This is a genomic window from Rhodococcus sp. JVH1, assembly GCF_000280725.2.
In the GTDB taxonomy this organism is placed as follows: Bacteria; Actinomycetota; Actinomycetes; order Mycobacteriales; family Mycobacteriaceae; genus Rhodococcus_F; species Rhodococcus_F jostii_A.
In genome coordinates this window covers 388,614-414,815 of the sequence record NZ_CP166289.1, presented here as the reverse complement: position 1 = coordinate 414,815, position 26,202 = coordinate 388,614, and the positions used below count along the sequence as shown (strand labels likewise).

The 26,202-nt window shown below is 68.3% G+C and carries 23 protein-coding genes; 11 read left to right on the top strand and 12 right to left on the bottom strand.

Annotated elements, in window-relative coordinates; genetic code table 11:
- The first annotated feature begins 11 nt into the window (after positions 1–11).
- Positions 12–728, top strand: coding sequence for a hypothetical protein (locus JVH1_RS02000; RefSeq protein WP_009480053.1), 717 nt, complete (start codon positions 12–14; stop codon positions 726–728).
- On the opposite strand, the gene JVH1_RS01995 is transcribed toward JVH1_RS02000, so the two are convergent.
- Positions 714–1,394: a PhzF family phenazine biosynthesis protein gene (locus JVH1_RS01995; RefSeq protein ID WP_009480054.1), complete on the bottom strand. Its 681-nt coding sequence runs from the start codon at positions 1,392–1,394 to the stop codon at positions 714–716. The genes JVH1_RS02000 and JVH1_RS01995 overlap by 15 nt on opposite strands.
- 111 nt (positions 1,395–1,505) lie before the next feature.
- Here JVH1_RS01995 and JVH1_RS01990 point away from each other — a divergent pair, with 111 nt between their 5' ends.
- The gene (locus JVH1_RS01990) at positions 1,506–2,429 is read left to right on the top strand and encodes a hydrogen peroxide-inducible genes activator (protein ID WP_009480055.1); all 924 of its coding nucleotides are present in this window, start codon (positions 1,506–1,508) and stop codon (positions 2,427–2,429) included.
- Between the two features lie 9 nt (positions 2,430–2,438).
- Here the strand turns inward: JVH1_RS01990 and JVH1_RS01985 are convergent, their stop codons facing one another.
- The gene (locus tag JVH1_RS01985; protein ID WP_043782443.1) at positions 2,439–3,188 is read right to left on the bottom strand and encodes a LysR family substrate-binding domain-containing protein; all 750 of its coding nucleotides are present in this window, start codon (positions 3,186–3,188) and stop codon (positions 2,439–2,441) included.
- 58 nt (positions 3,189–3,246) lie between these two features.
- Here JVH1_RS01985 and JVH1_RS01980 point away from each other — a divergent pair, with 58 nt between their 5' ends.
- The gene (locus JVH1_RS01980; protein ID WP_011598590.1) at positions 3,247–3,651 is read left to right on the top strand and encodes a DUF5997 family protein; all 405 of its coding nucleotides are present in this window, start codon (positions 3,247–3,249) and stop codon (positions 3,649–3,651) included.
- Between the two features lie 3 nt (positions 3,652–3,654).
- Here JVH1_RS01980 and JVH1_RS01975 read toward each other — a convergent pair whose 3' ends face one another.
- The 3 genes from JVH1_RS01975 to JVH1_RS01965 form a co-directional block, all read right to left on the bottom strand.
- Positions 3,655–6,159 (bottom strand): RNA helicase, encoded by a 2,505-nt coding sequence (locus JVH1_RS01975; protein WP_009480058.1) that lies wholly within the window; start codon positions 6,157–6,159, stop codon positions 3,655–3,657.
- A 40-nt stretch (positions 6,160–6,199) separates the two neighbouring features.
- On the bottom strand, positions 6,200–7,237 hold the full coding sequence (locus JVH1_RS01970; RefSeq protein ID WP_005240793.1) for an alpha/beta fold hydrolase: 1,038 nt from the start codon (positions 7,235–7,237) through the stop codon (positions 6,200–6,202).
- 144 nt (positions 7,238–7,381) lie between these two features.
- Positions 7,382–8,350 (bottom strand): proteasome assembly chaperone family protein, encoded by a 969-nt coding sequence (locus JVH1_RS01965; protein ID WP_009480059.1) that lies wholly within the window; start codon positions 8,348–8,350, stop codon positions 7,382–7,384.
- Between the two features lie 285 nt (positions 8,351–8,635).
- Here JVH1_RS01965 and JVH1_RS01960 point away from each other — a divergent pair, with 285 nt between their 5' ends.
- From JVH1_RS01960 to JVH1_RS01950, 3 genes are all read left to right on the top strand, one after another.
- The gene (locus JVH1_RS01960) at positions 8,636–9,262 is read left to right on the top strand and encodes an MBL fold metallo-hydrolase (protein ID WP_029537522.1); all 627 of its coding nucleotides are present in this window, start codon (positions 8,636–8,638) and stop codon (positions 9,260–9,262) included.
- 142 nt (positions 9,263–9,404) lie between these two features.
- Complete coding sequence (locus JVH1_RS01955; RefSeq protein ID WP_009480061.1) at positions 9,405–10,070, top strand: DUF5642 family protein; 666 nt, start codon at positions 9,405–9,407, stop codon at positions 10,068–10,070.
- Positions 10,071–10,133: 63 nt separating this feature from the next.
- The gene (locus JVH1_RS01950; RefSeq protein WP_083849903.1) at positions 10,134–11,276 is read left to right on the top strand and encodes an IS701 family transposase; all 1,143 of its coding nucleotides are present in this window, start codon (positions 10,134–10,136) and stop codon (positions 11,274–11,276) included.
- A 166-nt stretch (positions 11,277–11,442) separates the two neighbouring features.
- On the opposite strand, the gene JVH1_RS01945 is transcribed toward JVH1_RS01950, so the two are convergent.
- A protein-coding gene (locus JVH1_RS01945; RefSeq protein ID WP_371112931.1) for an IS5 family transposase occupies positions 11,443–12,352 on the bottom strand; the annotation gives its coding sequence in 2 pieces (ribosomal slippage) (positions 11,443–12,000 and positions 12,002–12,352; 909 coding nt in all).
- A 200-nt stretch (positions 12,353–12,552) separates the two neighbouring features.
- Between JVH1_RS01945 and JVH1_RS01940 the strand changes: the two genes are divergently transcribed.
- Positions 12,553–13,692 carry a DUF4192 domain-containing protein gene (locus JVH1_RS01940; protein ID WP_009480064.1) on the top strand — a complete coding sequence of 380 codons (1,140 nt, stop codon included), beginning with the start codon at positions 12,553–12,555 and terminating at the stop codon, positions 13,690–13,692.
- 19 nt (positions 13,693–13,711) lie between these two features.
- Here the strand turns inward: JVH1_RS01940 and galE are convergent, their stop codons facing one another.
- Together galE and JVH1_RS01930 are read right to left on the bottom strand one after the other, a co-directional pair.
- Positions 13,712–14,704 carry a UDP-glucose 4-epimerase GalE gene (gene galE / locus JVH1_RS01935; RefSeq protein WP_005261105.1) on the bottom strand — a complete coding sequence of 331 codons (993 nt, stop codon included), beginning with the start codon at positions 14,702–14,704 and terminating at the stop codon, positions 13,712–13,714.
- A gap of 3 nt (positions 14,705–14,707) precedes the next feature.
- Positions 14,708–15,400 carry a metal-dependent transcriptional regulator gene (locus tag JVH1_RS01930; protein WP_005240804.1) on the bottom strand — a complete coding sequence of 231 codons (693 nt, stop codon included), beginning with the start codon at positions 15,398–15,400 and terminating at the stop codon, positions 14,708–14,710.
- Between the two features lie 134 nt (positions 15,401–15,534).
- Here JVH1_RS01930 and JVH1_RS01925 point away from each other — a divergent pair, with 134 nt between their 5' ends.
- Positions 15,535–16,806, top strand: a complete 1,272-nt coding sequence (locus tag JVH1_RS01925) for an acetoin utilization protein AcuC (protein WP_009480066.1) — start codon at positions 15,535–15,537, stop codon at positions 16,804–16,806.
- Positions 16,799–19,561, top strand: coding sequence for a bifunctional GNAT family N-acetyltransferase/acetate--CoA ligase family protein (locus tag JVH1_RS01920; RefSeq protein ID WP_009480067.1), 2,763 nt, complete (start codon positions 16,799–16,801; stop codon positions 19,559–19,561). The genes JVH1_RS01925 and JVH1_RS01920 overlap by 8 nt, the downstream gene beginning before the upstream one ends.
- Before the next feature lie 86 nt (positions 19,562–19,647).
- Here the strand turns inward: JVH1_RS01920 and JVH1_RS01915 are convergent, their stop codons facing one another.
- The 3 genes from JVH1_RS01915 to JVH1_RS01905 form a co-directional block, all read right to left on the bottom strand.
- Positions 19,648–20,619, bottom strand: a complete 972-nt coding sequence (locus JVH1_RS01915; protein ID WP_005261102.1) for a sigma-70 family RNA polymerase sigma factor — start codon at positions 20,617–20,619, stop codon at positions 19,648–19,650.
- A gap of 166 nt (positions 20,620–20,785) precedes the next feature.
- Complete coding sequence (locus JVH1_RS01910; RefSeq protein ID WP_009480069.1) at positions 20,786–22,264, bottom strand: class I SAM-dependent methyltransferase; 1,479 nt, start codon at positions 22,262–22,264, stop codon at positions 20,786–20,788.
- Between the two features lie 30 nt (positions 22,265–22,294).
- Complete coding sequence (locus JVH1_RS01905) at positions 22,295–22,654, bottom strand: DUF3099 domain-containing protein (protein WP_009480070.1); 360 nt, start codon at positions 22,652–22,654, stop codon at positions 22,295–22,297.
- Positions 22,655–22,731: 77 nt separating this feature from the next.
- On the opposite strand from JVH1_RS01905, the gene JVH1_RS01900 reads away from it, so the two are divergent.
- Positions 22,732–22,968: a DUF3039 domain-containing protein gene (locus JVH1_RS01900; RefSeq protein WP_005240826.1), complete on the top strand. Its 237-nt coding sequence runs from the start codon at positions 22,732–22,734 to the stop codon at positions 22,966–22,968.
- Here the strand turns inward: JVH1_RS01900 and JVH1_RS01895 are convergent.
- A complete protein-coding gene (locus JVH1_RS01895; protein WP_043782494.1) occupies positions 22,941–24,113 on the bottom strand; it encodes a YihY/virulence factor BrkB family protein in 1,173 nt (390 codons plus the stop codon). The genes JVH1_RS01900 and JVH1_RS01895 overlap by 28 nt on opposite strands.
- A gap of 255 nt (positions 24,114–24,368) precedes the next feature.
- Here JVH1_RS01895 and JVH1_RS01890 point away from each other — a divergent pair, with 255 nt between their 5' ends.
- A complete protein-coding gene (locus tag JVH1_RS01890; protein WP_009480072.1) occupies positions 24,369–26,129 on the top strand; it encodes a DEAD/DEAH box helicase in 1,761 nt (586 codons plus the stop codon).
- Positions 26,130–26,202: the final 73 nt, after the last annotated feature.

The following is a 26,202-nucleotide window of genomic DNA, read 5'->3' as shown; positions in this document are numbered from 1 at the left end:
GGCTAGGGCCCATGGACGCGCCACGGCACACGGACGCACGACGACACAGCTCCACCATCGACCTCGACAGCGCTGTCGAGGTCACGCGCACCGGCGACATCTGGATCTTCCGCGGAGAGTCTCCGGCCGACAGGGCCATTCAGACGCTGACGAACAGTCCGGTCAACCACGTCGGCATGTCGGTGGTCCTCGAGGACCTGCCGCCGCTGATGTGGCACGCCGAGCTCGGACATTCGCTGCAGGACATGTGGACGGGACGCTTTCAGCGCGGTGTGCAACTCCATGACCTGCGCGCCGCGGTCCAGGTGTGGGGTGCGCGCTATGGGCAACGGGGATGGCTGCGCCAGCTCGCCGAACCCGCAACGCCGCAGCAGGAGGACGCGTTGCTGCGGACGATCGCACGGCTCGACGGAACCCCGTTCCCGTCCACCGCGAAACTCGCGTCACGGTGGTTCGGCGGGCGCCTGCCCGGGACGGGACGCAGGCAGGAGAAGTCGGGCAGCCTCGAAAGTGCCTATTGTGCCGAGGTGGTCGCGCAGACGTACGAGGAGATGGGGCTGATCAGCGCGCGCAGGCGCACCAACTGGTACGACCCCGGCAAGTTCTGGAGCGGCGACAGGCTGCCCCTCGCTCCCGGGGTGACGCTCGGCCGGGAGATCGAGGTGACCCTGAGCGAAGCCGACCTCAGCGCGGGGCGAGGCCGGCGGCCGTCGTCAGAGGGTGCGTGACTTCTCGGGGTGGACTCGTCCACCGACCTCGATCCACCCGGCGGGATCGTAGGTGGTGCGCAGTTCGGATCCTTTGCCCTGCGTGATCAGGAGCGCGTGCCGGAGGTGTGCGGTGATCCGGACGGCCGCGGCTCCGGTGGCCTCGTCCTCGGTGATGCCCATGTCCGGGGCGAACATTCGCGACCGGATCGAGTGCTCGACCTTGTCCGTCCAGGCCCACAGATAGTGGTGTCCGGCGCCGAACTTCTTCGGGTCCGCAGACTGAACCTCGCGCACACTGTTCATGGGGTACAGCGAGAACTCGGGCGCCCACTCCGGCCGGGCCCGCACCCAGGTGATGGCGCCGGAACGGCGGGTGGCGACGGAGCCCGCGGGCACGTCGAGTGTGGTGACCGCGGCGCCGCGCTCGTGCAGCCACCAGGACAGCCCGACCGTGGGATGTCCGGCGAAGGGCAGTTCGGTGACGGGGGTGAAGATCTGGGCGCGTGCGTGCTCGTCGCCGGGTTCGGGCATGTCGACGAAGATCGTCTCGCTGTATCCGAGTGCGGCGGCGACGGACTGCCGGTCCTCGGACGGGACGGCCGAGGAGTCGACGATGCCGAGCGGGTTGCCGTGGCGTCCTTTGTCGTCGGTGAACACCCGGACGACATCTACGTGGATGGGCATTGATGCACCTTATCGCTCGTCGACCTCGACGCAGTGCCTCGACGGTGGGAGGGGTCGGCACCGGCCTCGGGTCGAAAGGCAGGGGTGATGGATGGCGCTAAACTGATAGGCATGGCCGATCAGAGTTATCAACCCACACTGTCGCAGCTGCGTGCGTTCGTAGCCGTCGCGGAGTACCGCCATTTCGGCACGGCGGCAGCACGATTGAGTGTGAGCCAACCCACGTTGTCGCAGTCGCTGGCCGCCCTGGAGAACGGACTCGGTGTGCAGCTCATCGAGCGCAGCACCCGTCGCGTCCTCGTCACCGCGGCGGGGGAGCGACTCCTCGGTCAGGCCAAGGTCACCCTCGAGGCCGCGGACGGTTTCGTCGCGACCGCCGCGGGTGTCGGCGACCGGTTGGCCGGACCGCTGCGCATCGGACTGATCCCCACCGTGGCCCCGTACGTGCTGCCCGCCCTGTTACCGGCGCTGCGCGAGGAGATGCCTGCCCTGGAGCCGCAGGTCATCGAGGACCAGACGGCACGACTGCTCGAGGCGTTGCGAGTGGGCGCGCTCGACGTCGCGGTGCTGGCGTTGCCGAGCGGTGTCAGCGGTCTCGTCGACATTCCCTTGTACACAGAAGATTTCGTGATGGTCGTCCCGGAGGGACACGCACTGGCGGGACGCACCGACGTCTCGCCGCAGATGCTGGACGCGCTTCCCCTCCTGCTGCTCGACGAGGGGCACTGCCTACGCGATCAGACCCTCGATCTGTGTCGATCGGTCGACGCGCACCCGGTCGCGGGCGACACCCGCGCCACGTCGCTGTCCACGGTGGTGCAGTGCGTCGCCGGCGGACTCGGCGTGACCCTGGTGCCGGAATCCGCCGTTCAGGTGGAGACCGGACGGGGACCGCTCGCGACCGCCCGCTTCGCGGCTCCCGCGCCCGGCCGCACGATCGGCCTCGTGTTCCGCTCGTCCAGTGCCCGTGCGGACGGCTACGGGCAACTCGCCGCCCTGCTCACGAAGACGGCGTCGGTCGCCGCGCCCGCCTGACGGTCCGAGCTACGACCGCCGCCGCGGTTTGCCCTTCTTGCCGCCCTTCGTTCCGGAGCCCGACCGGGACGTCCTGGCCCCCGCGGCCGGTTTCTGGCGTGCCGCCGCCGCGGCGGGACGCTTCTTCTTCGGCTGAGCCGGCGTCGGGGTGCGACCCCGGGAGCTGTTGACGGTGCGGCCCCGGACGATGCCGATGAACTCCTCCACCAGCTCGGTGGTCTCGGCCTCGGGCCACGACAGCGCGATCTGCGACTCCGGGCCGTCCGACACCGTCCGGTACACGAGGTCCTTGCGGTGGTGGAGCCGGGCGAGCGACTGCGGGACGACGAGCAGCCCGATCCCGGCGGCGACCAGTTCGATCGCGTCGGCAGTCGTGGCCGGGCGGTCCTGGGCGGGCAGTCCCGGCACGCTGTCCCAGACGAGGATGTCGTCGAGCGGGTGCAGCACGATCTCGTCGGCCAGATCCGCGATCGACACCTCGTCCACCGCCGCCACCACGTGGTCCTTCGGTGCCACGACCACGGGGATCTCGGTGTACAGGGGGATGGCGCTGAGACCGGTCCGGTCGATCGGCAGCCGCACCAGGCCCGCGTCGGCGCCGCCGCCGCGCAACTGGTCGGGTGCGTCCGCGGCCGCCACCGGGACGAGGGTGAGCGGGACGTCGGGCAGCCGTTCGTTCCAGATCCGCACCCACTTGGTGGGGGTCACGCCCGGGACATACGCGAGCCGGAACGAAGGGGATGCATCCGCGTCTGTCACCCCGTCAGGCTACCGGCCTTGGTCAACGGCACCGCACACGCTCGTTACTCTAGACACCATGACGTCGCACAAGAGCCCTCAGACTATGAAACCCGCCACCGCGGCGAAGAAGCTGGGTGTGTATCTCGAGGCCACCCCCGCGGAGTTCCAGGAGGGTCTCGTCTCCCGCGACGAGCTGAGTGCACTGCAGAGCGATCCGCCGGAGTGGCTGCTCGAGCTGCGCCGCAACGGCCCGCACCCGCGGCCGGTGGTCGCGGCGAAGCTGGGGGTGTCCATCGCGGGTCTCGCCCGGGGCGGCGTCACCGATGCGCTCACCACCGAGCAGATCGACGCGCTGATGGCGGATCGTCCCGAATGGCTGCAGCAGGAACGCGCCACCCAGGCCGAGGTCCGCAAGGAGACGGTCCGCATCAAGGAGAAGAACGCGGCGCGGCGTGATCAGCCCCGCCGGCCGCGTTCCTGACCGCTACCCTTCGACGATGCTGAGTTCGTCGAAGATCACTTCGCCGGCCGCGTCGGACTCGGGAAGGTCGACGACCGCCGTCAACGCCCACCCGTGATCGCCCTGCGGGTCCTCGAGGACCTGCCGCACCCGCCACAGCTCGGGCGCGGTCTCCACCTGGAACAGCTGAGGGCCGCGTGCCGAGGGGCCGGTGCCGAGGGAGTCGTATTCGTCGAAGTACGGCTGGAGCTGGTCCTCCCACTCGTCGGCGTCGATGCCGTCGTCGAGTCCCTCCAGTTCGGCCCACCGCCGCCGCGACGCGAGTTCGATACGCCGGAACATGGCGTTGCGCACCATCACCCGGAATGCTCGCGTGTTCGCCGAGATCGGGCGCGGCACATCGGCGCCGAACGCGACCTGCTGGTCGTCTCCCTCGGCGCCGGGGTCGGTGAGGGATTCCCATTCGTCGAGAAGGCTGGAATCGACCTGGCGGATCAGCTCGCCCAGCCACTCGATGAGGTCGTCCAGCTCCTCCGTCCGGGCCTCGGTCGGAACGGTCTGGCGCAGGGCTCGATACGCGTCCGCGAGATACCGCAGTACGAGCCCCTCCGAACGGGCCAGACCGTAGTGGCTGACCATTTCGGCGAACGTCATGGCCCGCTCGACCATGTCGCGCACGACCGACTTCGGCGACAGCGCGAACTCCGTGATCCACGGGTGCCCACCGCGATACATCTCGAACGCCGGGAACAGCAGGTCCGCGAGAGGCTTGGGCCAGGTGACCTCCTCGAGCAGTTCCATGCGTTCCTCGTACTCGATCCCGTCGGCCTTCATCTGCGCGACCGCCTCACCGCGGGCGAAGTGCTGCTGCGCCATGAGGACCTGCCGCGGGTCGTCGAGGGTCGACTCGATCACGGACACCACATCCAGTGCATACGAATCGGATTCGACGTCGAGCAGTTCGAGGGCGGCCAGGGCGAACGGGGACAGTGGCTGATTGAGCGCGAAGTCCCGCTGGAGTTCCATCGTCAGCCGGGCCATGCGGCCGTCGGCGTCGGGTTCGTCGAGTCTCTGCACCACGCCGGCGTCGATCAGCCCGCGGTACAACGACAACGCCTTGAGGATGTGCTTGCGCTGCGCGGGCCGCGACTCGTGGTTGTCCTCGAGGAGGTGCCGCATGGACGCGAAGCAGTTGCCCGGTCGCGCGATCACGTTGAGCAGCATGGAGTTCGACACGGAGAACCGGGAGACGAGCGGTTCGGGTGACGCGGCGACGAGGCGATCGAACGTGGCCTCGCTCCACGACACGAAGCCGTCCGGCGCCTTCTTGCGCTGCACCTTCCGGCGCTTCTTCGGGTCGTCGCCCGCCTTGGCGAGTGCACGCAGATTCTCGACCTCGTGTTCGGGGGCCTGCACGACCACGGTGCCCAGCGTGTCGTAGCCGGCGCGTCCCGCGCGTCCCGCGATCTGGTGGAACTCGCGGGCACGGAGGTGCCGGGTGCGGGTGCCGTCGAACTTGGTCAGCCCGGTGAGGAGCACGGTGCGGATGGGCACGTTGATCCCCACACCGAGGGTGTCGGTGCCGCAGATGACCTTCAGCAGACCGTCCTGCGCCAGCTTCTCGATGAGACGGCGGTACTTCGGCAGCATGCCCGCATGGTGGACGCCGATACCGTGCCGGACGAGGCGCGAGAGCGTCTTGCCGAATCCGGTGGTGAACCGGAAGCCACCCAGCGCTTCGGCGATGGCGTCCTTCTCCTCGCGCGAACAAAAGTTGACGCTGGTCAGGGCCTGCGCGCGTTCCAGGGCGGCCGCCTGAGTGAAGTGGACCACGTAGACCGGGGCCTGATTGGTGGTCACCAGTTCCTCGATCGTCTCGCTCACGGGTGTCGTGGCGTACGAGAACATGAGGGGAACGGGACGCTCGGTGCCCGCCACCACGGTGGTGGGCCGGCCGGTCCGGCGGGTGAGGTCGGACGAGAAGAAGTCGACCTCACCGAGGGTGGCCGACATGAGAAGAAACTGGGCGTGGGGGAGTTCGACGAGAGGGACCTGCCACGCCCAGCCCCGGTCGGGCTCGGAGTAGAAGTGGAACTCGTCCATCACGACCTGACCGATGTCGGAGTCGGGGCCCTCGCGCAGTGCGAGGTTCGCGACGATCTCGGCGGTCGCGCAGATGATCGGCGCCCGTGAGTTGACGGCGGCGTCGCCGGTCATCATGCCGACGTTCTCCGCGCCGAACACCTCGCACAGGGCGAAGAACTTCTCGCTGACAAGGGCTTTGATCGGGGCCGTGTAGAAGGTGCGCTTGCCGGTGGCCATGGCGTAGAAGTGGGCGCCGACCGCCACCATCGACTTGCCGGATCCGGTGGGCGTCGCCAGGATCACGTTGGCCCCGGACACCAGCTCCATCACGGATTCTTCCTGGGCGGGGTAGAGCGTCAGACCCCGTTCTTCGGTCCAGGAGGTGAAGGCGTCGAAAACGGAATCGGAATCCGCGTTCTCGGGGAGCAGGTCGGAGAGAAGCACTGCTACAGGCTAGCCGGAACGCGGTGCGCCGCCGCCGGGCCTATGTTGCGCTGCGTTCGTCCGATCCCATCGCGTCCAGGACCGCCATGCGGGTGGACGCGCTGCCGGTGATGGTGCTCTCACCGACGCCGGTGACGAGCATCTGCCGCCACTTCGCTTCGTCGAACTGCAGGGGATGGGTTACGGACAGGAACTTCTCGATGGTGCGCAAGAACCGCATCGGGTCGTCGCGGAACGGGAAATGGCCTGCGCCGCGGAAGATCTCGAGGTGTGAGCCGGGCATCGCCGCGTGTGCGAGGTGGGCGTGGCTCACCGGGATGACGGCGTCCTGATCGCCCCAGATGAGCTGCACCGGGAGGTTCTCGGTCAGATAACATCGGTCGAGCATGGTGACGACCTGGCCGCGCCAGTCGACGACCGCGCGCAGGGTGCGCAGATACGCCTCGTAGGCGGTGGGGTCGTACAGCTCCGCGAGCACCCGTACCAGGTCGGGTGTGTCGTGCAGCATCGCACCGGGACGCAACCGCGTTCCGTTCAGTTGGCTCAACACGTTGCCCACCAGACGCACGGTGGGCATGGCGCCGGGAATGCGCAGCAGTTTCAGTGCCTCGTTGACCACCGGAACCGACGCGAGCCGCAGCAGCGGGTGAACGTCCTTGGTGACGCCGCCGGCCGAGACCAGGACGAGCCGGTCGACCATCTGCGGGAACTGGTAGGAGAACTGCATCGCGACACCGCCGCCGAGGGAGTGACCGACGACGGTGACCTTGTCGATGCCCAGGGTGGAGAGCAGGTCGCGCATACCGTTGGCGTACGCGGCGACCGAGTAGTCGGCCCGCGGCTTGTCGGAGCGCCCGTGGCCCAGCAGATCGGGGGCGATGACGGTGTAGTTCTTGGCGAGGTGCGGGATGATCTCGGTCCAGGTGGACGAGTTGTCGCCGATGCCGTGGATCAGCAGAAGCGCGGGACCCTCGCCTGCCATGCGGAACGCGCGGCGGTATCCGTGGATCGTGCGGAACATCATGCGGGTTTCGGCGTTCGGAACGGGCCTGAGCTTACGAATGCGAGTGTCGCTCATGTCGCCTCCTGAACTAGGTGCACTCCCGAATGTTGACAGCTCAATCATCCGCTTCATCTCGACGCTATTGCACCGCTCTCGGCCGAACAACTGGACCGTGCGGTCGCACAGTGTCCGAGTGGCGACCGCACAACCGCTCCTCGGTCACGCCCCGCCCGGTGATCCCCCCTCGTCGTCGGAGTCGCCGCCCTCGCCGTCCTGCAGGGCCTGTTCGGCGAGGAAACGCTCGAATTCTGCACCGAGTTCGTCACCACTCGGCAGGTCTTCTTCGCTGGCCAGGAGCGTGGACTGCTGTTCTTGAGCCGTTACGTAGGCATCGTACTGGCGTTCCAGGGCGTGGACGACGGTTTGTACCTCCTCGTTACCCGCGATGTGCTCGTCGACCTGTTCGCGGACGCGTGCGGCGGCCTCGCCGAGCGCCGCCAGCGGCAGGTCCAGGTCGGTGACGTCACTCACATTCTCGAGGAGGGTCTCGGCGGCACCCGGGTAGTCCGTCTGAGCCAGGTAATGGGGGACGTGAACCGAGAACCCGACGGACTCGTGCCCGTGCTGCGCCATCCGCAACTCGATCAGCGAGGACGCGCTGCCGGGAACCTGCAGTTCGCCGGACCAGCGCTGATGATCCTTGATCAGGTCCTTGTTGGTGGAATGCGCGGTCACCCCGAGCGGACGGGTGTGCGGGATGGCCATCGGAATGGCGTTGATGCCCACGGTCCGGCGCACACCGAGCTGCTCGGCCAGCAGGCGCACCGCCGTGGTGAACCGCTCCCAGCGCAGGTCAGGCTCCATGCCGGCCAGCAGCAGGAACGGGGTGCCCGCCGTGTCCTTCAGCGCATACAGGTTCAGCTCGGGCTGGTCGTAGTCCGAGAAGTGATCGGCCTTGAACGTCATGGTGGGGCGACGTGAGCGGTAATCGACGAGTTCGTCGACCGCGAAGGAGGCGACCAGCTCACTCTCCAGGCTCTCGCGGAGATGCGTCGTGGCGAGTTTGACGGCGTGGCCTGCGTCGGAGAAGCCCTCGAGTCCGTGGATCAGTACAGGTCCCTGGCCATCCGCGGAAGACAGCTGCGGTGCCGGGAACTCCAGCTCGTACATCTTCGACTGTTCGTCCATTACAGACCTCTTCTCCTTCGTGCCTGGCCTCCAGTGTCCCCTATCGTCTCCGGCATCGATACGTCGGACTTTGCTCTCGGAGGTCCTGCTCTGGGGGAACACGGCGCGGGCAACCGATAATTCCCGTCCGCGGCGTTCCGGTGTTCGCCCACAGCGAGAACCCGCGCACGGTCTGTGGCAATGTGAGGAACGGCACGGTCCCAGACGGACGAGATCCTGGAGGTGCGCGATGTCGGCACGGGTAGGAAGATGTGCGGGCCGGGTTCGACGATCGGCGGTCGCGTCGTGAGCGTGCGCATCGACCGGGTGGTCACGTCCGGCACCTTCAGTCTCGACGGGGGCACCTGGGACGTCGACAACAATGTGTGGATCGTCGGCGACGACTCCGAGGTGGTGGTGATCGACGCCGCCCACACCGCCGCCCCGATCGTCGAGGCAGTCGGCGGCAGGCACGTGAGGGCCATCGTCTGCACACACGGCCACAACGACCACGTCACCGTGGCGCCCGAGCTGTCCACGGCACTGGACGCCCCGATCTACCTCCATGCGGCCGACGACGTGTTGTGGCGGCAGACCCACCCCGCTGTCGCCTACACGCCGATCGAGGACGGGCAGGAGATCGCCGTGGCCGGGACCGACGTCCGCGTGCTCCACACGCCCGGACATTCGCCCGGCTCCTGCTGCCTGTACCTGCCGGAGGCGGGGGAGTTGTTCAGTGGTGACACCCTGTTCTCGGGCGGTCCGGGAGCCACCGGGCGCTCCTACTCGGACTTCCCGACGATCATCGGGTCCATCCGTGACCGTCTGTTCGCGTTGCCGCCGTCGACGACGGTCCGCACCGGGCACGGCGACGGAACCACCATCGGGACCGAATCCCCGCACCTGGAGGAGTGGATCGCCCGCGGCAGCTGAGCCGCAGCCTCCCCGCTGTCGGCGCGCCGGCGTGGCAGAGTGGCGGAAAAGGCTCCCCGGGGTGGGAGCACCACACATCCGACATGGGAGGTCGACGGTGAGGTCTCGGCGCACAGCGGTACGGACGGCCCTGGTTGTCCCGGTGGTCTCGCTGGCCGCGGTGACGATTCTCTCCGGATGTTCTTCGACGGTCTCCGGTGTCGCGCAGCCGAGCACGACCATCGCGGCGGGGTCGCCGTCGGGCAAGGGACTGTCGAAGCTTCTGGTGGATCCGGCCGACTTCCCGGCCCGGTACGAGGCGATCGTGCTGCCCGCCCAGGCCGTGTCGATGGCGGCACCCGACCTGACGGGAGTACCGCAGGGCGCGGTGGTCGACCCCGCGGACTGTGCGCCGCCCGCGCAGGACTACGGACCGACCGGCACCGTCATGGCGGTGGGCACGGACAACGCGAGCCGTTCGACGATCTCGGTCGAGCTCACCAGAACCGATACGCCCCTCGACGAACTGGCGGCGCAGACGAAGAAGTGCGGCGAGGTCACCGTGACGGACAGTGGGGCCGAGTCCACCGTCACCACCGAGGTCACGCCTGCCCCTCCGGTCCGGGCCGACGACACCCTCGCGCTCCGGCGGACCGTCAAGTCCGGCAACGGGAGCGACAAGGTCACCCAGTCGATGGTCACGTTGATCGCGCAGGTGGGCGACGTGCGGGTGTCCGCGACCTTCATGTCGTTCGGCGACGCGAAGGCCGATACCGTCGCGCTCGACGAGTTGTTCACCGCCGCGGTGCAGAAGGTGCAGAACAGCTGAGCGGGCCCTAGTACTGCAACGACAGTTTGTGACTGACGAGGCTGTTGTGGTAATTGATCTAGGGTGCAGTCAGAGGTGCTGGAGTGGTCGGCGGGGTTCACCGCGTTCTGTGCGCGGTTCGCCCACCGGTTTTCGCGGGTGGAGTCGCGGCGGCGGATGGCCGCGTACGTGCGCGGGCCGCTCGGTGAGGTCGTACGTAAGAACGGATGGACACTGGCGGAGGCGGCCGGTGATGCGGGCCCGGAGGGCATGCAGCGGCTGCTGAACTTCTACTCCTGGGACTGCGAGGGGCTTCGTGACGACGTGCGTGAGGTCGTGGTCGAGACGATCGGTGACGCCGACAAGGGCGTGTTGATCGTCGACGAGACAGGATTTTTGAAGAAGGGCACCCGCTCGGCCGGGGTGGCCCGGCAGTATTCCGGCACGGCCGGACGGATCGAGAACAGCCAGATCGGGGTGTTTCTCGCCTACGCCTCCGACCGGGGTCGGGCGCTGATCGATCGCGAGTTGTATCTGCCGAAGGCCTGGACCGAGGACCGCGATCGGTGCCGGACCGCCGGGATCGGCGACGAGGTAGCTTTCGCGACGAAACCCGAACTGGCGCAAACGATGATCGAACGAGCCCTCGACGCCGGGGTGCCGTTCTGGTGGTTCACCGGCGACGAGGCCTACGGACAGGTCGGCAAGCTCCGGCTCTGGCTAGAATCCCGCGGTGTGGCCCATGTTCTCGCCGTTCCGAAGTCGCAGATGGTGATCTCGATGGAGTTGCGTCAGCGCCGAGCCCACGCTGTGATCGCCGACCTGCCGGCGACCGCGTGGCAGCGGATCAACTGCGGCGACGGCGCCCACGGACCCAGGCTCTACGACTGGGCGGTCGTCGACATCCGGCCACTGCGAGAACGCGGTCGCGGTCACTGGCTGCTGGCCCGACGGTCGATCACCGACCCCGACGAGATTGCGTACTACATCTGCTACGGCCCCGCCGATACCGAGCCCGCCGAGTTGGTCCGGGTGGCCGGCAGTCGCTGGGCGATCGAGGAGTGCTTCCAGACCACCAAGAACGAGACCGGGCTCGACCACTACCAGGTGCGCGGGTACCCGGCCTGGTACCGGCACATCACTTTGTCGATGGCCGCGGCCGCCTTCCTAACCATCCTGCGCCGCGGCGCTCAAAAAGGGGATCTCCAGCCGGTACCCGAGATCTAATACCTCTGACTATTAACGAGATACGGCGATTGTTCAACCGCGTCGCCTGCCCAGTCCAACACGCCCTCGTCCACGTCTGGCACTGGTCGAACTGGCGCCGCGCCAGCCAGGCCAGAGCCCGCGCCAGCCACTATAAACGTCGACATCACAAACTGTCGTTGCAGTACTAGGGCATGTCTCCCAATAGTTTGAGCCATTCGACGATGCCGGCGAGAAGGAATCCAGCCCGGTAAGTCAGCGCAAGCTTGTCATACCGGGTTGCCACCGCTCGCCACTGTTTTGCCATGTTGAAGGCCCTTTCCACCACGTTGCGGCCCTTGTATGACTCGGCATCGAAGTTCGGTGGCCGACCGCCCGCGCTGCCCTTGTTCTTGCGGTTGGCCACCTGATCGGACTTCTCGGGAATGACCGCCTTGATGCCCTTGCTGCGTAGCAGTTCTCGATTGGCCTTGGATGTGTACGCCTTGTCGGCACGGACCTCGTCCGGGCGCGTGCGGGGTGCGCCGCCACCGATGCGCGGCACGCAGATGCCCTCCAGGAGCGGGCCGAACATCGGGCTGTCGCCTGCCTGGCCAGGACCCACCAGCACCGACAAGGGACGTCCGTCGCCATCGCATGCCAGGTGGACTTTGCAGGTCAGCCCGCCTCGGGACCGGCCGATGCCGTGATCGACCGGTTCGTCAAGCAGATTCGTGTAATTCGGTAGATCCCCCTGTGTCACGCGCGGCGTTGGCGCCGTGCTGGTGCACCCGCACCACGGTGGAATCCACCGACACCGCCCAATCCAGGTCGCCACCGGCATCGGCCATCGCCGCCAGGGCTATGAGTACCCGATCCCACGTTCCATCCCCGGCATAGCGTCGGTGCCGTTTCCACACCGTCTTCCAGGGGCCGAAATGCGCAGGTAGATCCCGCCACGGGAGCCCGGTACGCAGCCGGTAGAGCATCCCCTCCACCACGAGCCGGCTGTTCTGGAACTTCCGCCCCCGCAGCCCATCCGAACTGGGCAACAGCAGCGCAAGCAACTCCCACTGCTTGTCCGTCAACACCTCAAACCGATTAACAACGTCTGCCACAGCGAAGAGTCTGCAGCACAACACCCCAAATCATTGGGAGACACGCCCTAGCACAGGGTTCCGACGACTTCGCGGCCTCACGGCGCGTCCGCGCGGCGCGGCGACCCGGTTGTCCACAACCGACGGCCCATCCACAGCCCTCTGTGTTTCGCCAGTTCGCCCGCCGGGCGCAGGCGCGTCGACCCGTCAGAGTCTGATGCATGACGACACCCGCATTCCCGCACGGTTCCGGATTCTCCGACGATCCCGGCGGGGGACCGCCCCCGCACCAGCACACCGTCACGTTGTCCGCCCCGGGCGACCTTCTCGCCTCGGTGCCCGCACTGCTCGGATTCCGGCCTGCCCGGTCGATCGTGGCGGTGTGCCTGTCCGGGGAGCGCAACCCGTCGGTCGGAGCCGTCATGAGACACGACCTGGTCCTCAGCGGCGGCGACGTGCCGACCCCGCCGATGTACGCGGCGTTGGGTCAGTTCGCGACCGTCTGCGAGAGGGAGCAGGCCACCGGGGTGCTCCTGGTGCTCGTCGACGACCGCTTCACCGACCCGGCCGCGATCTCCCTGGACGAGCTGTCCGCGATCGTCGAAGAATTCGAGGAGCTCCTCGAATTCACGCCGGCCGAACTTCTCGACGTGTTCGTCACGGCGGAAATCGCGGCCGGCCGCGAATGGTTCAGCCTCCTCGGCGGCGGTGGGTGCGGAGCCCAGTCCGATCCGACGTCGTCGCGAGTCGCGCTCGCGCGGGTCGTCGAGGGCAGGGCCATCCGCTCTTCGCGCGAGGAGCTGGAAGCCACGATCGAGGCGGGCCCGGTGCTCGAACGGATGCAGATCGCCGCTCTCATCGAACGTGGTCGTCAATCATCGCTTCTGCGACGGGAATTGGCCGGCCGGTCGGCCACGCCGGAGCGTGGTCACCGTCTCGAGCTCGAACTGGTGCTGACGCACGTCGCGCGGGTGTCGTCCGGGGAGCGGCTCCTCGCGCCGGAGTACGCGGAACTCGCGCTCGCACTGGACAATGTCACCGTCCGGGACAGCGCGCTCGCTCTGGCCGTCGGCCCGTACGCCGACGACGCGGAGCAACTGTGGATTCTCCTCGCCCGCAACCTCCCGGACCCGGAACGCGCGAACGCGGCGGCGCTGCTCGGATACAGCGCCTATCTTCGTGGTGACGGTCCGTTCGCCGGCATCGCGCTGGCCGCCGCACTGGACTCGGAGCCGGGGCACGTACTGGCCACCCTGCTCGACGGTGCACTGCACTCGGGACTCCGGCCGACCGAGGTGCGGGGCTTGGCCGACGTCGGTTACGAGCGAGCCGAGGCGATCGGTGTCGTGCTGCCCCGCTAGAGCCCGGACCGGGCCGGCGTCACCGGCGTGCCGCGTGCGACCGGTCTCCCAGCTCCTGCAGGTAGGCCCAGGCGTCGGCGACGATCTCGTCGAGGTCGGTGTGCTCCGGCCGCCATCCGAGTTCCGCGATCGCCCGATCACTCGACGCCACCAGCACGGCGGGATCGCCTGCCCGGCGCGGTGCGTCCTCGACCGCGATGGGGAGCCCGGTGACCCGCGCGCACGCCGAGATGACTTCGCGCACACTGAAACCCGCACCGCTGCCGAGATTGTAGATGCGGTGCCTGCCCTCGATCGACGACTCCAGTGCCAGCACGTGCGCCTCGGCGAGGTCGAGCACATGGATGTAGTCGCGGATCGCCGTGCCGTCCGGAGTCGGCCAGTCGGTTCCGAAGATCGAGATCTTCTCCCGCTGACCGAGCGCCACCTGGAGCACGAGAGGAATCAAATGCGTTTCGACGACCCGGTTCTCGCCGGCCGACTTGTACGCTCCCGCCACGTTGAAGTACCGCAGGCTGGTCGCCGCGAGCGAATGAGCCACCGAATACGACGTGATGGCATGGTCGATCGCGAGTTTCGTCGCCCCGTACGGATTGGTCGGACGGGTCGGATCGGCCTCCGTGATCGGCGAGTGCTCGGGCTCGCCGTACGTCGCGGCGGTCGACGAGAATACGAGTTTCCGCGTCCCCGAATGCCGCATGGCCTCCAGGAGCTCGAGCGTGGTGACGACGTTGCCGCGCCAGTACTTCTCCGGGTACTGGACGGACTCGCCGACGAGCGACTGCGCCGCGAAGTGCAGGACGCCGTCGAAGCGCGGGGTGCCGCTCGTGCCGAGCACGTCCGACACCACCTCCGCGACGTCGCCCTCGACGAACTCGGCACCGAGCGGCACCGCGTCGGCGTTACCCGTGGACAGGTCGTCGATGATGACGACCTCGTGTCCACGTTCGAGCAGGACCGTGCTGCAGACGCTGCCGACATAGCCGGCGCCGCCGGTGACCAGAAGTTTCATCGACTATCCCTGAACCTGCTTCACCTGGACGGCATGTGCCATCTCCTCGGACAGATCGAACCCGCTGTGGCCGGGCACCGTGATGGTGACCGAACCGGGCTTGGTCTCGACGGTCACGCGCGCGTCCGGGACGACACCCGCCTCGCGCAGCTGCCCGATGACGTCCGGATCCGACTGCACGTGCTCCGCGAGACGCCGGACGACGACAGCGGTCGGCTTGCCGGGCGGCACGTCCGTGAGCCGGATGAGCGTCTCGGGCGCATCGACCGGGCGGTCCAGCCCGAGCAGCGCGAGCCCCGGAATCGGGTTGCCGTACGGCGAAGTAGTGGGGTTGTTGAGCACCTCCACCAGGCGCCGCTCGACCTCCTCGCTCATGACGTGCTCCCACCGGCACGCCTCCGCATGGACCTCTTCCCACTTGAGGCCGATGACGTCGACCAGCAGTCGTTCGGCAAGGCGGTGCTTCCGCATCACCGACACCGCGAGTTCGCGGCCCTTCTCCGTCAGTTCCAGGTGGCGGTCACCGGCGACCAGGAGGAGACCGTCACGCTCCATCCGGGCGACGGTCTGGCTGACGGTCGGACCGCTCTGCTCGAGTCGTTCGGCAATACGTGCTCGAAGTGGGACGACGCCCTCTTCTTCCAAGTCATAGATCGTCCGGAGGTACATCTCCGTGGTGTCGACCAGATCCTTCACACTCACACCCCTTCGTCTCGGTTGATTCTACCGGTGATTGCCCGCCACCGGCGCCGTCCGTCCCCGTAGCGCGTCGGTGCCGGTCGTGCCGGGGTCTGCTCGCACCCTCCGCGGGGGACCAGTAGCGTGAGTTCATGACCGCGTCGTTCAGTTCCGGGGAGGATTCGGCTGCACTGGTATCGCACCGTGCAGTCGTGTGGAGTCCGGACTATCTCAGTTATCGGTGGAGTGCGGACCACCCGATGAATCCCACCCGGCTCGAGCTGACCATGTCGCTCGCCCGCAGCCTCGGGATTCTGGAGGGCGTCGAACTGTTGCGGCCCGCCGCCGCCTCGGACGCAGATCTGTTGCGGATCCACACTCCCGCGTACGTCGAAGCAGTCAAACAGGCCGGGCACTCGGCGACGTCGGGTGTGCTCGGTGCGGACGCCCCGCACGGGCTCGGCACCGAGGACAATCCCGTCTTCCCCCAGATGCACGAGGCGAGCGCGATCCTCGCGGGCGGTTCCCTCGCCGCGGCGCAGGAGATCGCAGCGGGACGCACACGCCGTGCCGTGAGCATCGGCGGCGGCATGCATCACGCGATGCCCGACTGGGCCTCCGGCTTCTGCGTGTACAACGATGTCGCCATTGCGATCTCCTGGCTGCTGGACCACGGGTTCGACCGAATCGCCTACATCGACGTCGACGCGCACCACGGTGACGGGGTGCAGCACGCGTTCGCGCACGACCCCCGCGTCCTCACGATCTCGCTCCACCAGCATCCGGCGACGCTCTGGCCCAACACGGGGTGGTCGAGCGAGGTCGGCGAGGGATCGGGGGAGGGCACCGCCGTCAACCTCCCCGTGCTGCCCGGCACCGTCGATGCGTTGTGGCTGCGCGGTTTCCACGCCGTCGTCCCGGGCGCCCTCGCGTCGTTCCGGCCCCAGATCGTGATCAGCCAGTGCGGTGTCGACAGCCACCGCGAGGATCCGCTGGCCGACCTCGCGCTGACGGTCGACGGCCAGCGGGCCGCGTTCCTCGCGATGCGCGATCTCGCCGACCGCTACGCCGAAGGACGTTGGCTCGCCGTCGGCGGCGGCGGGTACGGCCTCGTCCGGGTGGTCCCGCGCGCGTGGACCCACCTCATCGCCGCGGCGCTCGACCGCGAGATCGACACGGGCCGTGCCGTACCCGAGGCCTGGCAGGAACGGGCGCACGCGCTCGCACCCAGCGTGGACCTGCCGGACACGATGGGCGACGGCGGCGAGGTCGACTACCGGCCCTGGGACGGTCCCGGTGGCACACCCGAAACCGGGATCCCCTCGGTCGACCGCGCCCTGACGCGGATCGACTCGGCCGTCATCGCCACTCGCCGCGCCTGCTTCCCCCTACTCGGACTCGACCCGGAGGATCCCCGTGACTGAGCCGACCGACGGCAGCGAGACCACCGGTGGCACCGAGGCGTCGGACAGCGCCGAGACGTCGGGTAGCACCGGGTCGGCGGTCACGACCGTGGCGAAGGGGGAACCCGACGCCGCGCACAACTACCCGCGGCACTGGGTCGCCGACGTGCTCGCGGCGGACGGCGGGGCGGTGGCGTTGCGGCCGATCGTCCCCGAGGACGCGGACAAACTCGTCGCGTTCCACTCGAAGCTGTCCGAACGCACCCGCTATCTGCGGTATTTCGGCCCCTACCCGACCATGTCGAAACGGGACATCGTTCACTTCACCACGGTCGATCACCACGACCGGGTGGCGTTCGTGGTGCTGCTCGGGGACGAGATCATCGCCGTCGGCCGGTACGAGCGACTCGTCGGCGAGGGGGACGGCAAGTCCGCGGAGGTGGCGTTCGTCGTCGCCGACGCGCATCAGGGCCGCGGACTCGGGCCGATTCTGCTCGAGCATCTCGCCGCGGCGGCCGCGGAGAACGGCCTGACGATGTTCGTCGCCGAGGTCCTCGCGGAGAACCGGAACATGGTGACGGTCTTCCGTGAGGCGGGCTATCAGGTGAGCCGCAGCTTCGAGGGTGGAGTGCTCAAGCTCGAGTTCGCGATCGACCCCACCGAAGCGATGGTGTCCGTGCGCAATTCCCGCGAGCGGGCCGCCGAGGCGCGCAGCATGCGGAACGTGCTCAGTCCGCGGTCGGTCGCGGTGATCGGTGCGTCCACCGACCGCGCGAAGGTCGGCAACGCGGTGCTGACCAACCTGCTGCGGGCGGGATTCACCGGCCCGGTGTATCCGGTCAACGCCGAGCACCGTTCGGTCCACGGTGTGCGGGCGTACCCGTCGGTCCGCGACATCCCCGACGAGGTGGATCTCGCCGTCGTCGCGGTACCCGCTGAATCGATCAACGCCGTCCTCGACGACTGCCTGGTCAAGGGGGTCAAGGCCCTCGTCGTCGTGTCTTCCGGCTTCAGTGAAACCGGCATGGACGGACGGCAGTCCGAACGTCGCCTCGTCCACGCCGCCCGCGCGCACGGGATGCGGCTGATCGGGCCCAACGCGCTCGGCGTGGCCAACAACGACAGCGAGGTCTCGTTGAACGCCACCCTCGCGCCGGTGCTGCCGAGCCCCGGCAACGTCGGATTCTTCTGCCAGTCCGGCGCACTCGGCATCGCCATCCTCGACGAGGCCGCACGGAGCCGAATCGGATTGTCCGCCTTCGTCTCCGCGGGCAACCGCGCCGACGTCTCCGGCAACGACCTCCTGCAGTACTGGGATTCGGATCCGGCCACCGAGGTGGTGCTGCTGTATCTGGAGAGCTTCGGCAATCCCCGCAAGTTCTCGCGCATCGCGCGCCGGGTGGCCCGGAACAAGCCGATCGTCGCGGTCAAGAGCGGCAGGCACGCCGTCCCGCCCGCACTGGCGGCCAGCGGTGGCGAGATGGACGATTCGATCGTCCGCGCCCTCTTCGAACAGGCCGGTGTGGTGCAGGTCGGGTCGATCTCCCAGCTGTTCGACTGTGCGCTGCTGTTCGGGTATCAACCGCTGCCTGCGGGCCCCCGCCTCGCCGTGGTCGGAAACTCCACCGCGCTCGGTGTGCTCGCCGCGGATGCGGCGCGCAGTGAGGGTCTGCAGGTCGGCGACCCCGTCGACCTCGGTCCGCAGGCCGGTCCCGAGGAGTTCGCGGCGGCCGTGCGGACGGCGCTCACATCCTTCGACGTCGATTCGGTGATCGCCGTGTTCGTCCCGCCGGTCGCCGTTCCGGTCGAACCCTATGCCCAGGCGCTGCGGGAGGCGGTGCGGGAAGCCGACAAACCCGTCCTCACGACGTTCCTCGCGGCGGAGGGTGTGCCCGACGTCCTGGCGGTCCGGGGTGAGGACGGGCACCCGACACGCGGTTCGGTTCCCTCCTATCCCGGTCCGGAACGCGCGGCGCTGGCCCTGGCTCGCGCGTGGCGGTACTCGGCGTGGAAGAGTAAACCGTCGTCGAAAGTGGTACGCCCCAACGGGATCGATCCGGAGCGTGCGAAGGCGATGGTCGACGGCTGGCTCGGGGCGTCGTCCGGACGCTGGCTGTCGGACTTCGAGGCATCGCAACTCCTCGCGTGCTACGGCGTGAACGTCGTGGAATTCCGTTCCGCCACCACCGAAGACGAGGCTGTGCAGGCCGCCGAGGAATTGGGGTACCCGGTCGCAGTGAAGGCGACGGGGGAACAGTGGCGGCACCGGCCGGATCTCGGTGGCGTCCGCCTCGATCTGGTCGGGCCCGATTCGGTGCGCTGGGCCTACCGGGACCTCGCCGCCGCGTCCGGTGAACCACTACTTCACGTGCAGCGGATGGCCACCAAGGGAATTGGCTGTGTGGTGGGCGTGCAGGACGACCCGTCGTTCGGTTCGCTCATCTCGTTCGGACTCGCCGGCGTGATCTCCGACCTCCTCGGCGACCGCGCCTACCGGGTGCTGCCCCTCACCGAGGACGCCGCAACGGAATTGATCGACGCACCGAAAGCGGCGCCGCTGCTGTCCGGTTATCGGAGCGCGGTACCGGTGAACAAATCGGCTCTCGTCGACCTCGTGCAGCGGATCTCCGCCCTCGCCGACGACCTCCCGGAGGTGCGGGAACTGGCCTGCGAACCCGTGCTCGCGTCGGCGGAGGGCGCGCAGATCACCGATTCGCGCGTGCGGATCGGCCCGGAGCCCAGCGTCGCCGACCTCGGCCCCCGCCGCCTGCGCTGACCGGTCACCCGGCCCCGCAGACAGCGCAACGCCGGTGCCGGTCGCGTACGACCGGCACCGGCGCTGATACCGGTGGGAGACTCTCGTCAGCTGGCGTAGGAGCGGAGCCGCTCGGCGCGGTCGCCCTGGCGCAGCTTGCCCATCACTTCGCGCTCGATCTGACGGACACGCTCGCGGGAGAGTCCGAAGAGCTTGCCGATCTGGTCGAGAGTGCGCGGCTGACCGTCGTCCAGACCGTAACGGAGGCGGATGACCTGCTGCTCACGCTCGTCGAGGGTGGCCAGCACGCTGCGCACGTCGCTGTGCAGGAGACCCGCGATCACGGCGTTCTCCGCCGACGTGGCCTCGGAATCCTCGATGAAGTCGCCCAGGGGAGCTTCCTCGTCGTTGCCGACCGGCATGTCGAGGCTCACCGGGTCGCGGCTGTGGTCGAGGAGATCCGCGATCTTGTGCGCCGGGATTCCCGACTCCTCGGCCAGCTCGTCGTCGGTCGCCTCACGCCCGAGCTGCTGGTGCAGCTCGCGCTTGATGCGGGCCAGCTTGTTGACCTGCTCGACGAGGTGCACTGGGAGCCGGATCGTCCGGCTCTGGTCGGCCATGCCGCGGGTGATCGCCTGACGAATCCACCAGGTGGCATACGTCGAGAACTTGAACCCCTTCGCGTAGTCGAACTTCTCCATCGCGCGGATCAGACCCAGGTTGCCCTCCTGGATGAGGTCCAGAAGGGGCATGCCGCGTCCGGTGTACCGCTTCGCGAGCGAGACGACGAGCCGCAAGTTGGCCTCGAGGAGGTGTGCGCGGGCGGACTGTCCTTCACGGACGACCGTCGCGAGGTCGCGCTTCTTGGCGGGGGAGAGTCGCTTCCCGGTCTCCAGGATGTGCGCGGCGTACAGCCCAGCCTCGATTCGCTTGGACAGTTCTACCTCGTCTGCGGCCGTCAGCAGAGCCGTGCGGCCGATGCCGTTCAGGTAGACCCGGACCAGGTCGGCAGCGGGGCTCTGGGCGTCCAGATCGGCAGCGCTGGGGCGAATGCGAGTAGTGGTGCTGGGGCTTGTCATGACTTGCCTCCTCATCGGTGGTGTCTCATATGCATCAACGCACCGAAGGCCTGGGAAAGTTCCCGGCCGGTAATTTGCGAAGAGGCTGTGACCTGCGGGTTCCTCGATTCGGTCCTGAGAAGTTGCTGAGAACACGTATAAGGGGGACGGATCGGGAACCCGGCGGCTACGCGGGAAGCACGAGTCCGTGCCGGACGAGGGCGTGCACGAGCGGCACGGCCGACTGCGCGAGGTCCTCGGCGTCGACGCCGTGTGCCGCTGCGAGAAGCTCGATCAGTTCGCCCAGCACGAGGCCGTCGGCGCGCATGCCCGCGACGAGCGAAGCGACGAGATCGTCGACCTCGTGCTGCCAGGCCGGACCGTTCCCGCGGTGCAAACGGGCGACCACCTGAGTCCATCCCTCGTCGCCGGGCAGGAACACCCGCTCCAGGGCGGTGCTCTCCTCCACGCGGAAACACGCGGTGAGCACGTCGTGCTCGCGGAGCCACGCCACCCGCTCGAAGTACGCGAGCGCTTCCGCGCCCAAGGGGTCGCTGAAGCCGTGCGTGAGATCCTCCGCCATCAGATCGGTGGGAGCGTCGGTCCGGCGAAGGTAGACGAACCCGAAGCCGACCCCCTCGACGTTCGCGCTCGCGAGGTGATCCAGCCACTCCTCGGCGACCGTCGCGGTGGAGGGGTCCCGGGTGTCGAGTCCGCCGTCCCGCATCCAGGTGCCGACGTACAGGGCCGGGTCCGCGACATCCCGCTGCACCACCCACGCGTCCACCCCGTGGGCGGGAAGCCAGGAGGCCACCCGGGCCCGCCAGTCCTCGCCCTCGACGTGGATCCACGACGCCAGCAGCGCCGCCGTGCCGCCGGGCGCGAGGTAGTCCGCCACGCGGGAGATCATCAGCTCACTCGCGCCGTCGAGGTCGAGTCCGGAGTCGCGGTAGGTGTGACCCACTCGGGCGCGGCTGACGACGAACGGCGGATTGGCCACCACCTGATCGAACGTGCGGCCCTCGACCGGCTCGAACCACGACCCGGCGAGCAGTTCCACCCGTTCCTCGTTGAGCGCCGCCGTGACGGCCGCCAGATCGACGGCACGGACATTCAGGTCCGTGGCCGTGACCGAGTCGGCGTAGGACGCGCCGTGCAGGGCCTGGATGCCGCAGCCGGTCCCGACGTCGAGCAGCGTCCCGACCGGCGCGGTCGGGGTGGCCTGCAGCAGCGACAGCGACGCGTGCCCGACGCCGATGACGTGGTCGACGGGGGTCTCGCGGGGGCGGAGTGAGCCGTCGAGGTCGGAGAGCACCCAGCGATTGCCCCCGCCGATGTCCATCGGACGGAGGTCGAGGGCCGCCCGGACGACGTCGCCGTCGGATTCGAGCAGGCCTGCCGCCACGGCGTCCTCGACCGGGAGCGGGGACAGCGCCGCGGCCACCTCGCCGACGGGACAGTCGTCGGTGAGGAGGAACAGGCGGATCAGGGTGCCGAGTTGGCCGCAGCCGGCGCTGGCCCGGCGCACCGGGACCGGTTCGTTGCGGCTCAACGCCGCATGGACCTCGGGGCCCAGCGCGTCGAGGAGGGTGTCCGTGTCGTACCGGTTGCGGCGGAGCGCCTCACGCAGAGAGGGGCAGATCGACAGCAGTTCGTCACGGTTCACCCGTGCATTGTTGCAGCACGCCCGACTGCGTCAGCCCTCGATCGTGTGGTGCGGCGGTGCGGGCAGGGCGGTGGACGGAGACTCGCGGTGGTCGTACCGGCTGGGCTCGTCCTTGCTGCGAGGCGGACGGTCGTTGGCGATGAGGACTGCGATCCACGGCAGCGGGATCGACACGCCGATGATGGCCATCGAAATCCACGGGTTCTCCCAGATGCCGTACGCCACCGCCGCGAAGATCAGGGCGGGGAACCGGAAGGACATGATGAGCAGGTACTTGCGGACACGGGCACGATGCTGATCCTCGATGGATCGCGCTGCCTCGGTGATGAGAACCGGATTGCTCGGGGAGCCGGCGTCGTGGGACCCGCCGAACCCTGCACTTCGTGCCATGCCTCCACTGTTCCACTGTCGGGCGGCAAATGCACACAGGGGGTGGGATAGTCCGCCGGTTGCGGCATTATTGAGGGGTGAGCACTCAAACCAAGGAACGGCCCGACGTCACCACCGACGAGTCGACCGATGACGACACTCCCAAATTCTTCCACTACGTCAAGAAGAACAAGATCGCGGAGAGCGCCGTCATGGGCACTCACGTCGTCGCGTTGTGCGGCGAAGTGTTTCCGGTGACGAAATCCGCGAAGCCGGGATCGCCGGTCTGCCCCGACTGCAAGAAGATCTACGAAGGATTGCGCAAAGGCGACTGAGGCTTCGCCGGCGCTCGTCGCACACCCGGTGGCTCGGGGGATTCTCGTACCGGGCCGTCGGGCTCGTCGTCGTTCCCGGACTCCGGCTCGGCCGCATCCGGGCGGGCCCGGTCGCCGACGACCTTGATCGGACCGGTGGCGATGCGACGCGTGAGGCTGGTCACCGGACCCGCCGACGGCGAACTCTCGGCCTGCGCGGCGATCCAATCCCGCATCTGGTCGATGCGGGTGGCACGGGCGGGCCAGAATTCCTGGACGGTGGCGTTGAACTCGGCGCCGAGCACCACCGCGAACCCCAGGAAGAACGTGAACAGCAGGAACGCGATCGGCGTGGCCAGCGCCCCGTACGTGTACCCGGTTCCGGCCACCCAGGAGAGGTAGCGGCGCAGGCAGGTGCTCGCGCCGAGGAAGAACACCCCCGCGACGAGCGCGCCGCCGAGCAGCCGGTGCCAGGGCAGCGACCGGGGGAGCGCCACCTTGTACAGCGTGGTCAGGCCCACGATGAGCAGCAGTCCCACGCCGGGGTAGTAGAACGTGTCGACGATCTCCGTCCCGATCGTGCGCCACGCCTCCGGGAGCACCCTGCCGACGAGCGTCGGCCCCAGCGCGACCAGCGGCAGGGTGAACACCGCGAGGATCAGGAACATCACGTAGAGCAGCAACGCGAACACGCGCTGCCACACCGGGTGCCGCGCCTCCTGCTGGCCATGGGCCTCGACGATCGAGTCCACGAACGTGGAAATGGCGGACGAGCCGGCCCACAGGGACAGCAGGAAGCTCAGTGACACGATCTCGGGACGTCCACGTTCGAGTACGTCGCCGACCGTCGGGCGGATGATCTGTTCGACGACGCTGTCGCTGAACACCGTCCCGCTGAAGTTGATGATCTTCGACTGGATGATGTCGACGGTGTCGGGTCCGAACCATCCGCCGACGTAGCCGAGCATTCCGAGGAGCCCCAGCAGGAGCGGAGGCAGCGACAGTGTCTGCCAGAACGCTGCCGTGGCCGCCTTTCCGAAGATCGAATCGTCCCAGGCCTTGCTCGCTGTGCGACCGATCACGCTCAGTGCGCGACGTAGCGGATGCCACCCGGACCGGGGTGGGTCACCGCCACTCTGCGGCGTTGTCGGGGGTGTTTCGGTCATGATGTTTCCAGCATCCCTGACGACACGCCCGGTTGCCCACCGCTGCTGTCCTCGTGTCGCGACAAATCTGTCACTATCGGAACTCGCGAATGCGGTTCGCGTCGGATCCGGGCGCTAGGCTCCTTGACGGACAGCGCCTTCGGGTCTGGACCCGGACATGTCGATCGAATACCGAGGAGTGCGAGCAAACAGTGCCATGCCATCGGAGGGCAGCCCGTGAGTGCTGAGACAGTGGGCTCCCAGTCGGCGCCGAGAATGGAAACCGAGGCAGCGCAGATCGTGGGCACCGAGGCCTACCTCGCACAAACCGAACCTGCCAGACCCGCAGGATCACTGCGCGCCTGGCAGCGTCGTGCGCTGACGAAGTATCTGTCCACCGGCCCGCAGGACTTCCTCGCGGTCGCGACACCGGGCGCCGGTAAGACCACGTTCGCGCTGCGGGTCGCGTCGGAGTTGCTGCGCGACCGCACCGTCGATCAGGTGACCGTGGTCGCACCGACCGAGCACCTCAAGCACCAGTGGGCCGAGTCCGCCGCGCGCAACGGCATCGCGCTGGACTCGTACTTCTCGAACTCGACCGGGCAGACGTCCAGCGACTACCAGGGTGTCGTGGTGACGTACGCGCAAGTCGCCTCGCACCCGTTCAAGCACCGGGTCCGGACCGAGAGCCGGCGCACGCTGGTCATCCTCGACGAGATCCACCACGGTGGCGACGCGAAGAGCTGGGGTGACGCCATCCGGGAGGCGTTCGGTGACGCCACCCGCCGGCTCGCGCTGACCGGTACGCCGTTCCGCAGCGACGACAGCGCGATCCCGTTCGTGACGTACGAACCCGATCGCGAGGGTCTGATGCGCTCGAAGGCGGATCACTCCTACGGGTACTCGGACGCCCTCGCGGACGGCGTCGTCCGGCCCGTCGTGTTCCTCGCGTACTCCGGCGAGGCACGGTGGCGGAACAACGCGGGCGAGGAGTTCTCCGCGCGACTCGGCGAGCCCCTCAGCGCCGAACAGACGGCCCGGGCGTGGCGAACGGCCCTGGACCCGTCGGGCGACTGGATTCCCGCGGTCCTGCACGCCGCAGACACCCGGCTCGGCCAGCTGCGCACGGGCGGCATGCCCGACGCCGGCGGTCTGGTCATCGCCACCGACCAGACCGTGGCCCGTGCGTACGCGCAGACCCTGAAGGCGGTCACCGGGGAAGACCCGGTCGTGGTGCTCTCCGACGACCCGACGGCGTCCAAGCGGATCGCCGAGTTCGGGGCGAGCACCCAGAAGTGGATGGTCGCCGTCCGCATGGTGTCGGAAGGCGTCGACGTTCCCCGCCTGGCCGTCGGTGTGTACGCCACCAGCGCGTCCACCCCGCTCTATTTCGCGCAGGCGATCGGGCGTTTCGTGCGGTCCCGCCGCAAGGGCGAGACCGCGAGCGTGTTCCTCCCGTCGGTTCCGGTGCTGCTCGACCTGGCCAGCCAGCTCGAGGCGCAGCGCGACCACGTGCTCGGCAAGCCGCATCGGGAGAAGGACGGCTTCGACGACGATCTTCTCGCCGACGCGAACAAGCAGAAGGACGAGCTCGGCGAGGAGGAGAAGGCGTTCACCTCGCTCGGCGCGGACGCCGAGCTCGATCAGGTGATCTACGACGGTTCGTCCTTCGGGACGGCCACGTTCTCGGGCTCCGACGAGGAGGCCGACTACCTGGGTCTGCCCGGGCTGCTCGACGCCGATCAGATGCGCGCGCTGCTGCGTCAGCGTCAGTCGGAGCAGCTGGACAAGGCGGAACCGGCGCCCGCGCCCGTGCACACGCCCGTGCCGCAGGTCGCGGACCGGGTGGCTGCCGCCGGACAGCTCGCGCAGCTGCGCCGGGAACTGAACAGTCTCGTCGCGATGCATCACCACAGGACGGGCAAGCCGCACGGCACCATCCACGGCGAATTGCGTCGTGTCTGCGGGGGACCGCCCACGGCGATCGCCACCGTCGAGCAGCTCACCGAGCGGATCTCCACCCTGCGGCAGTGGTGACCGGCGTCATCCGGTGACTCGAACACAAAGAGACCGGCGAGTGCATCGCACTCGCCGGTCTCTTTGTTGAAGA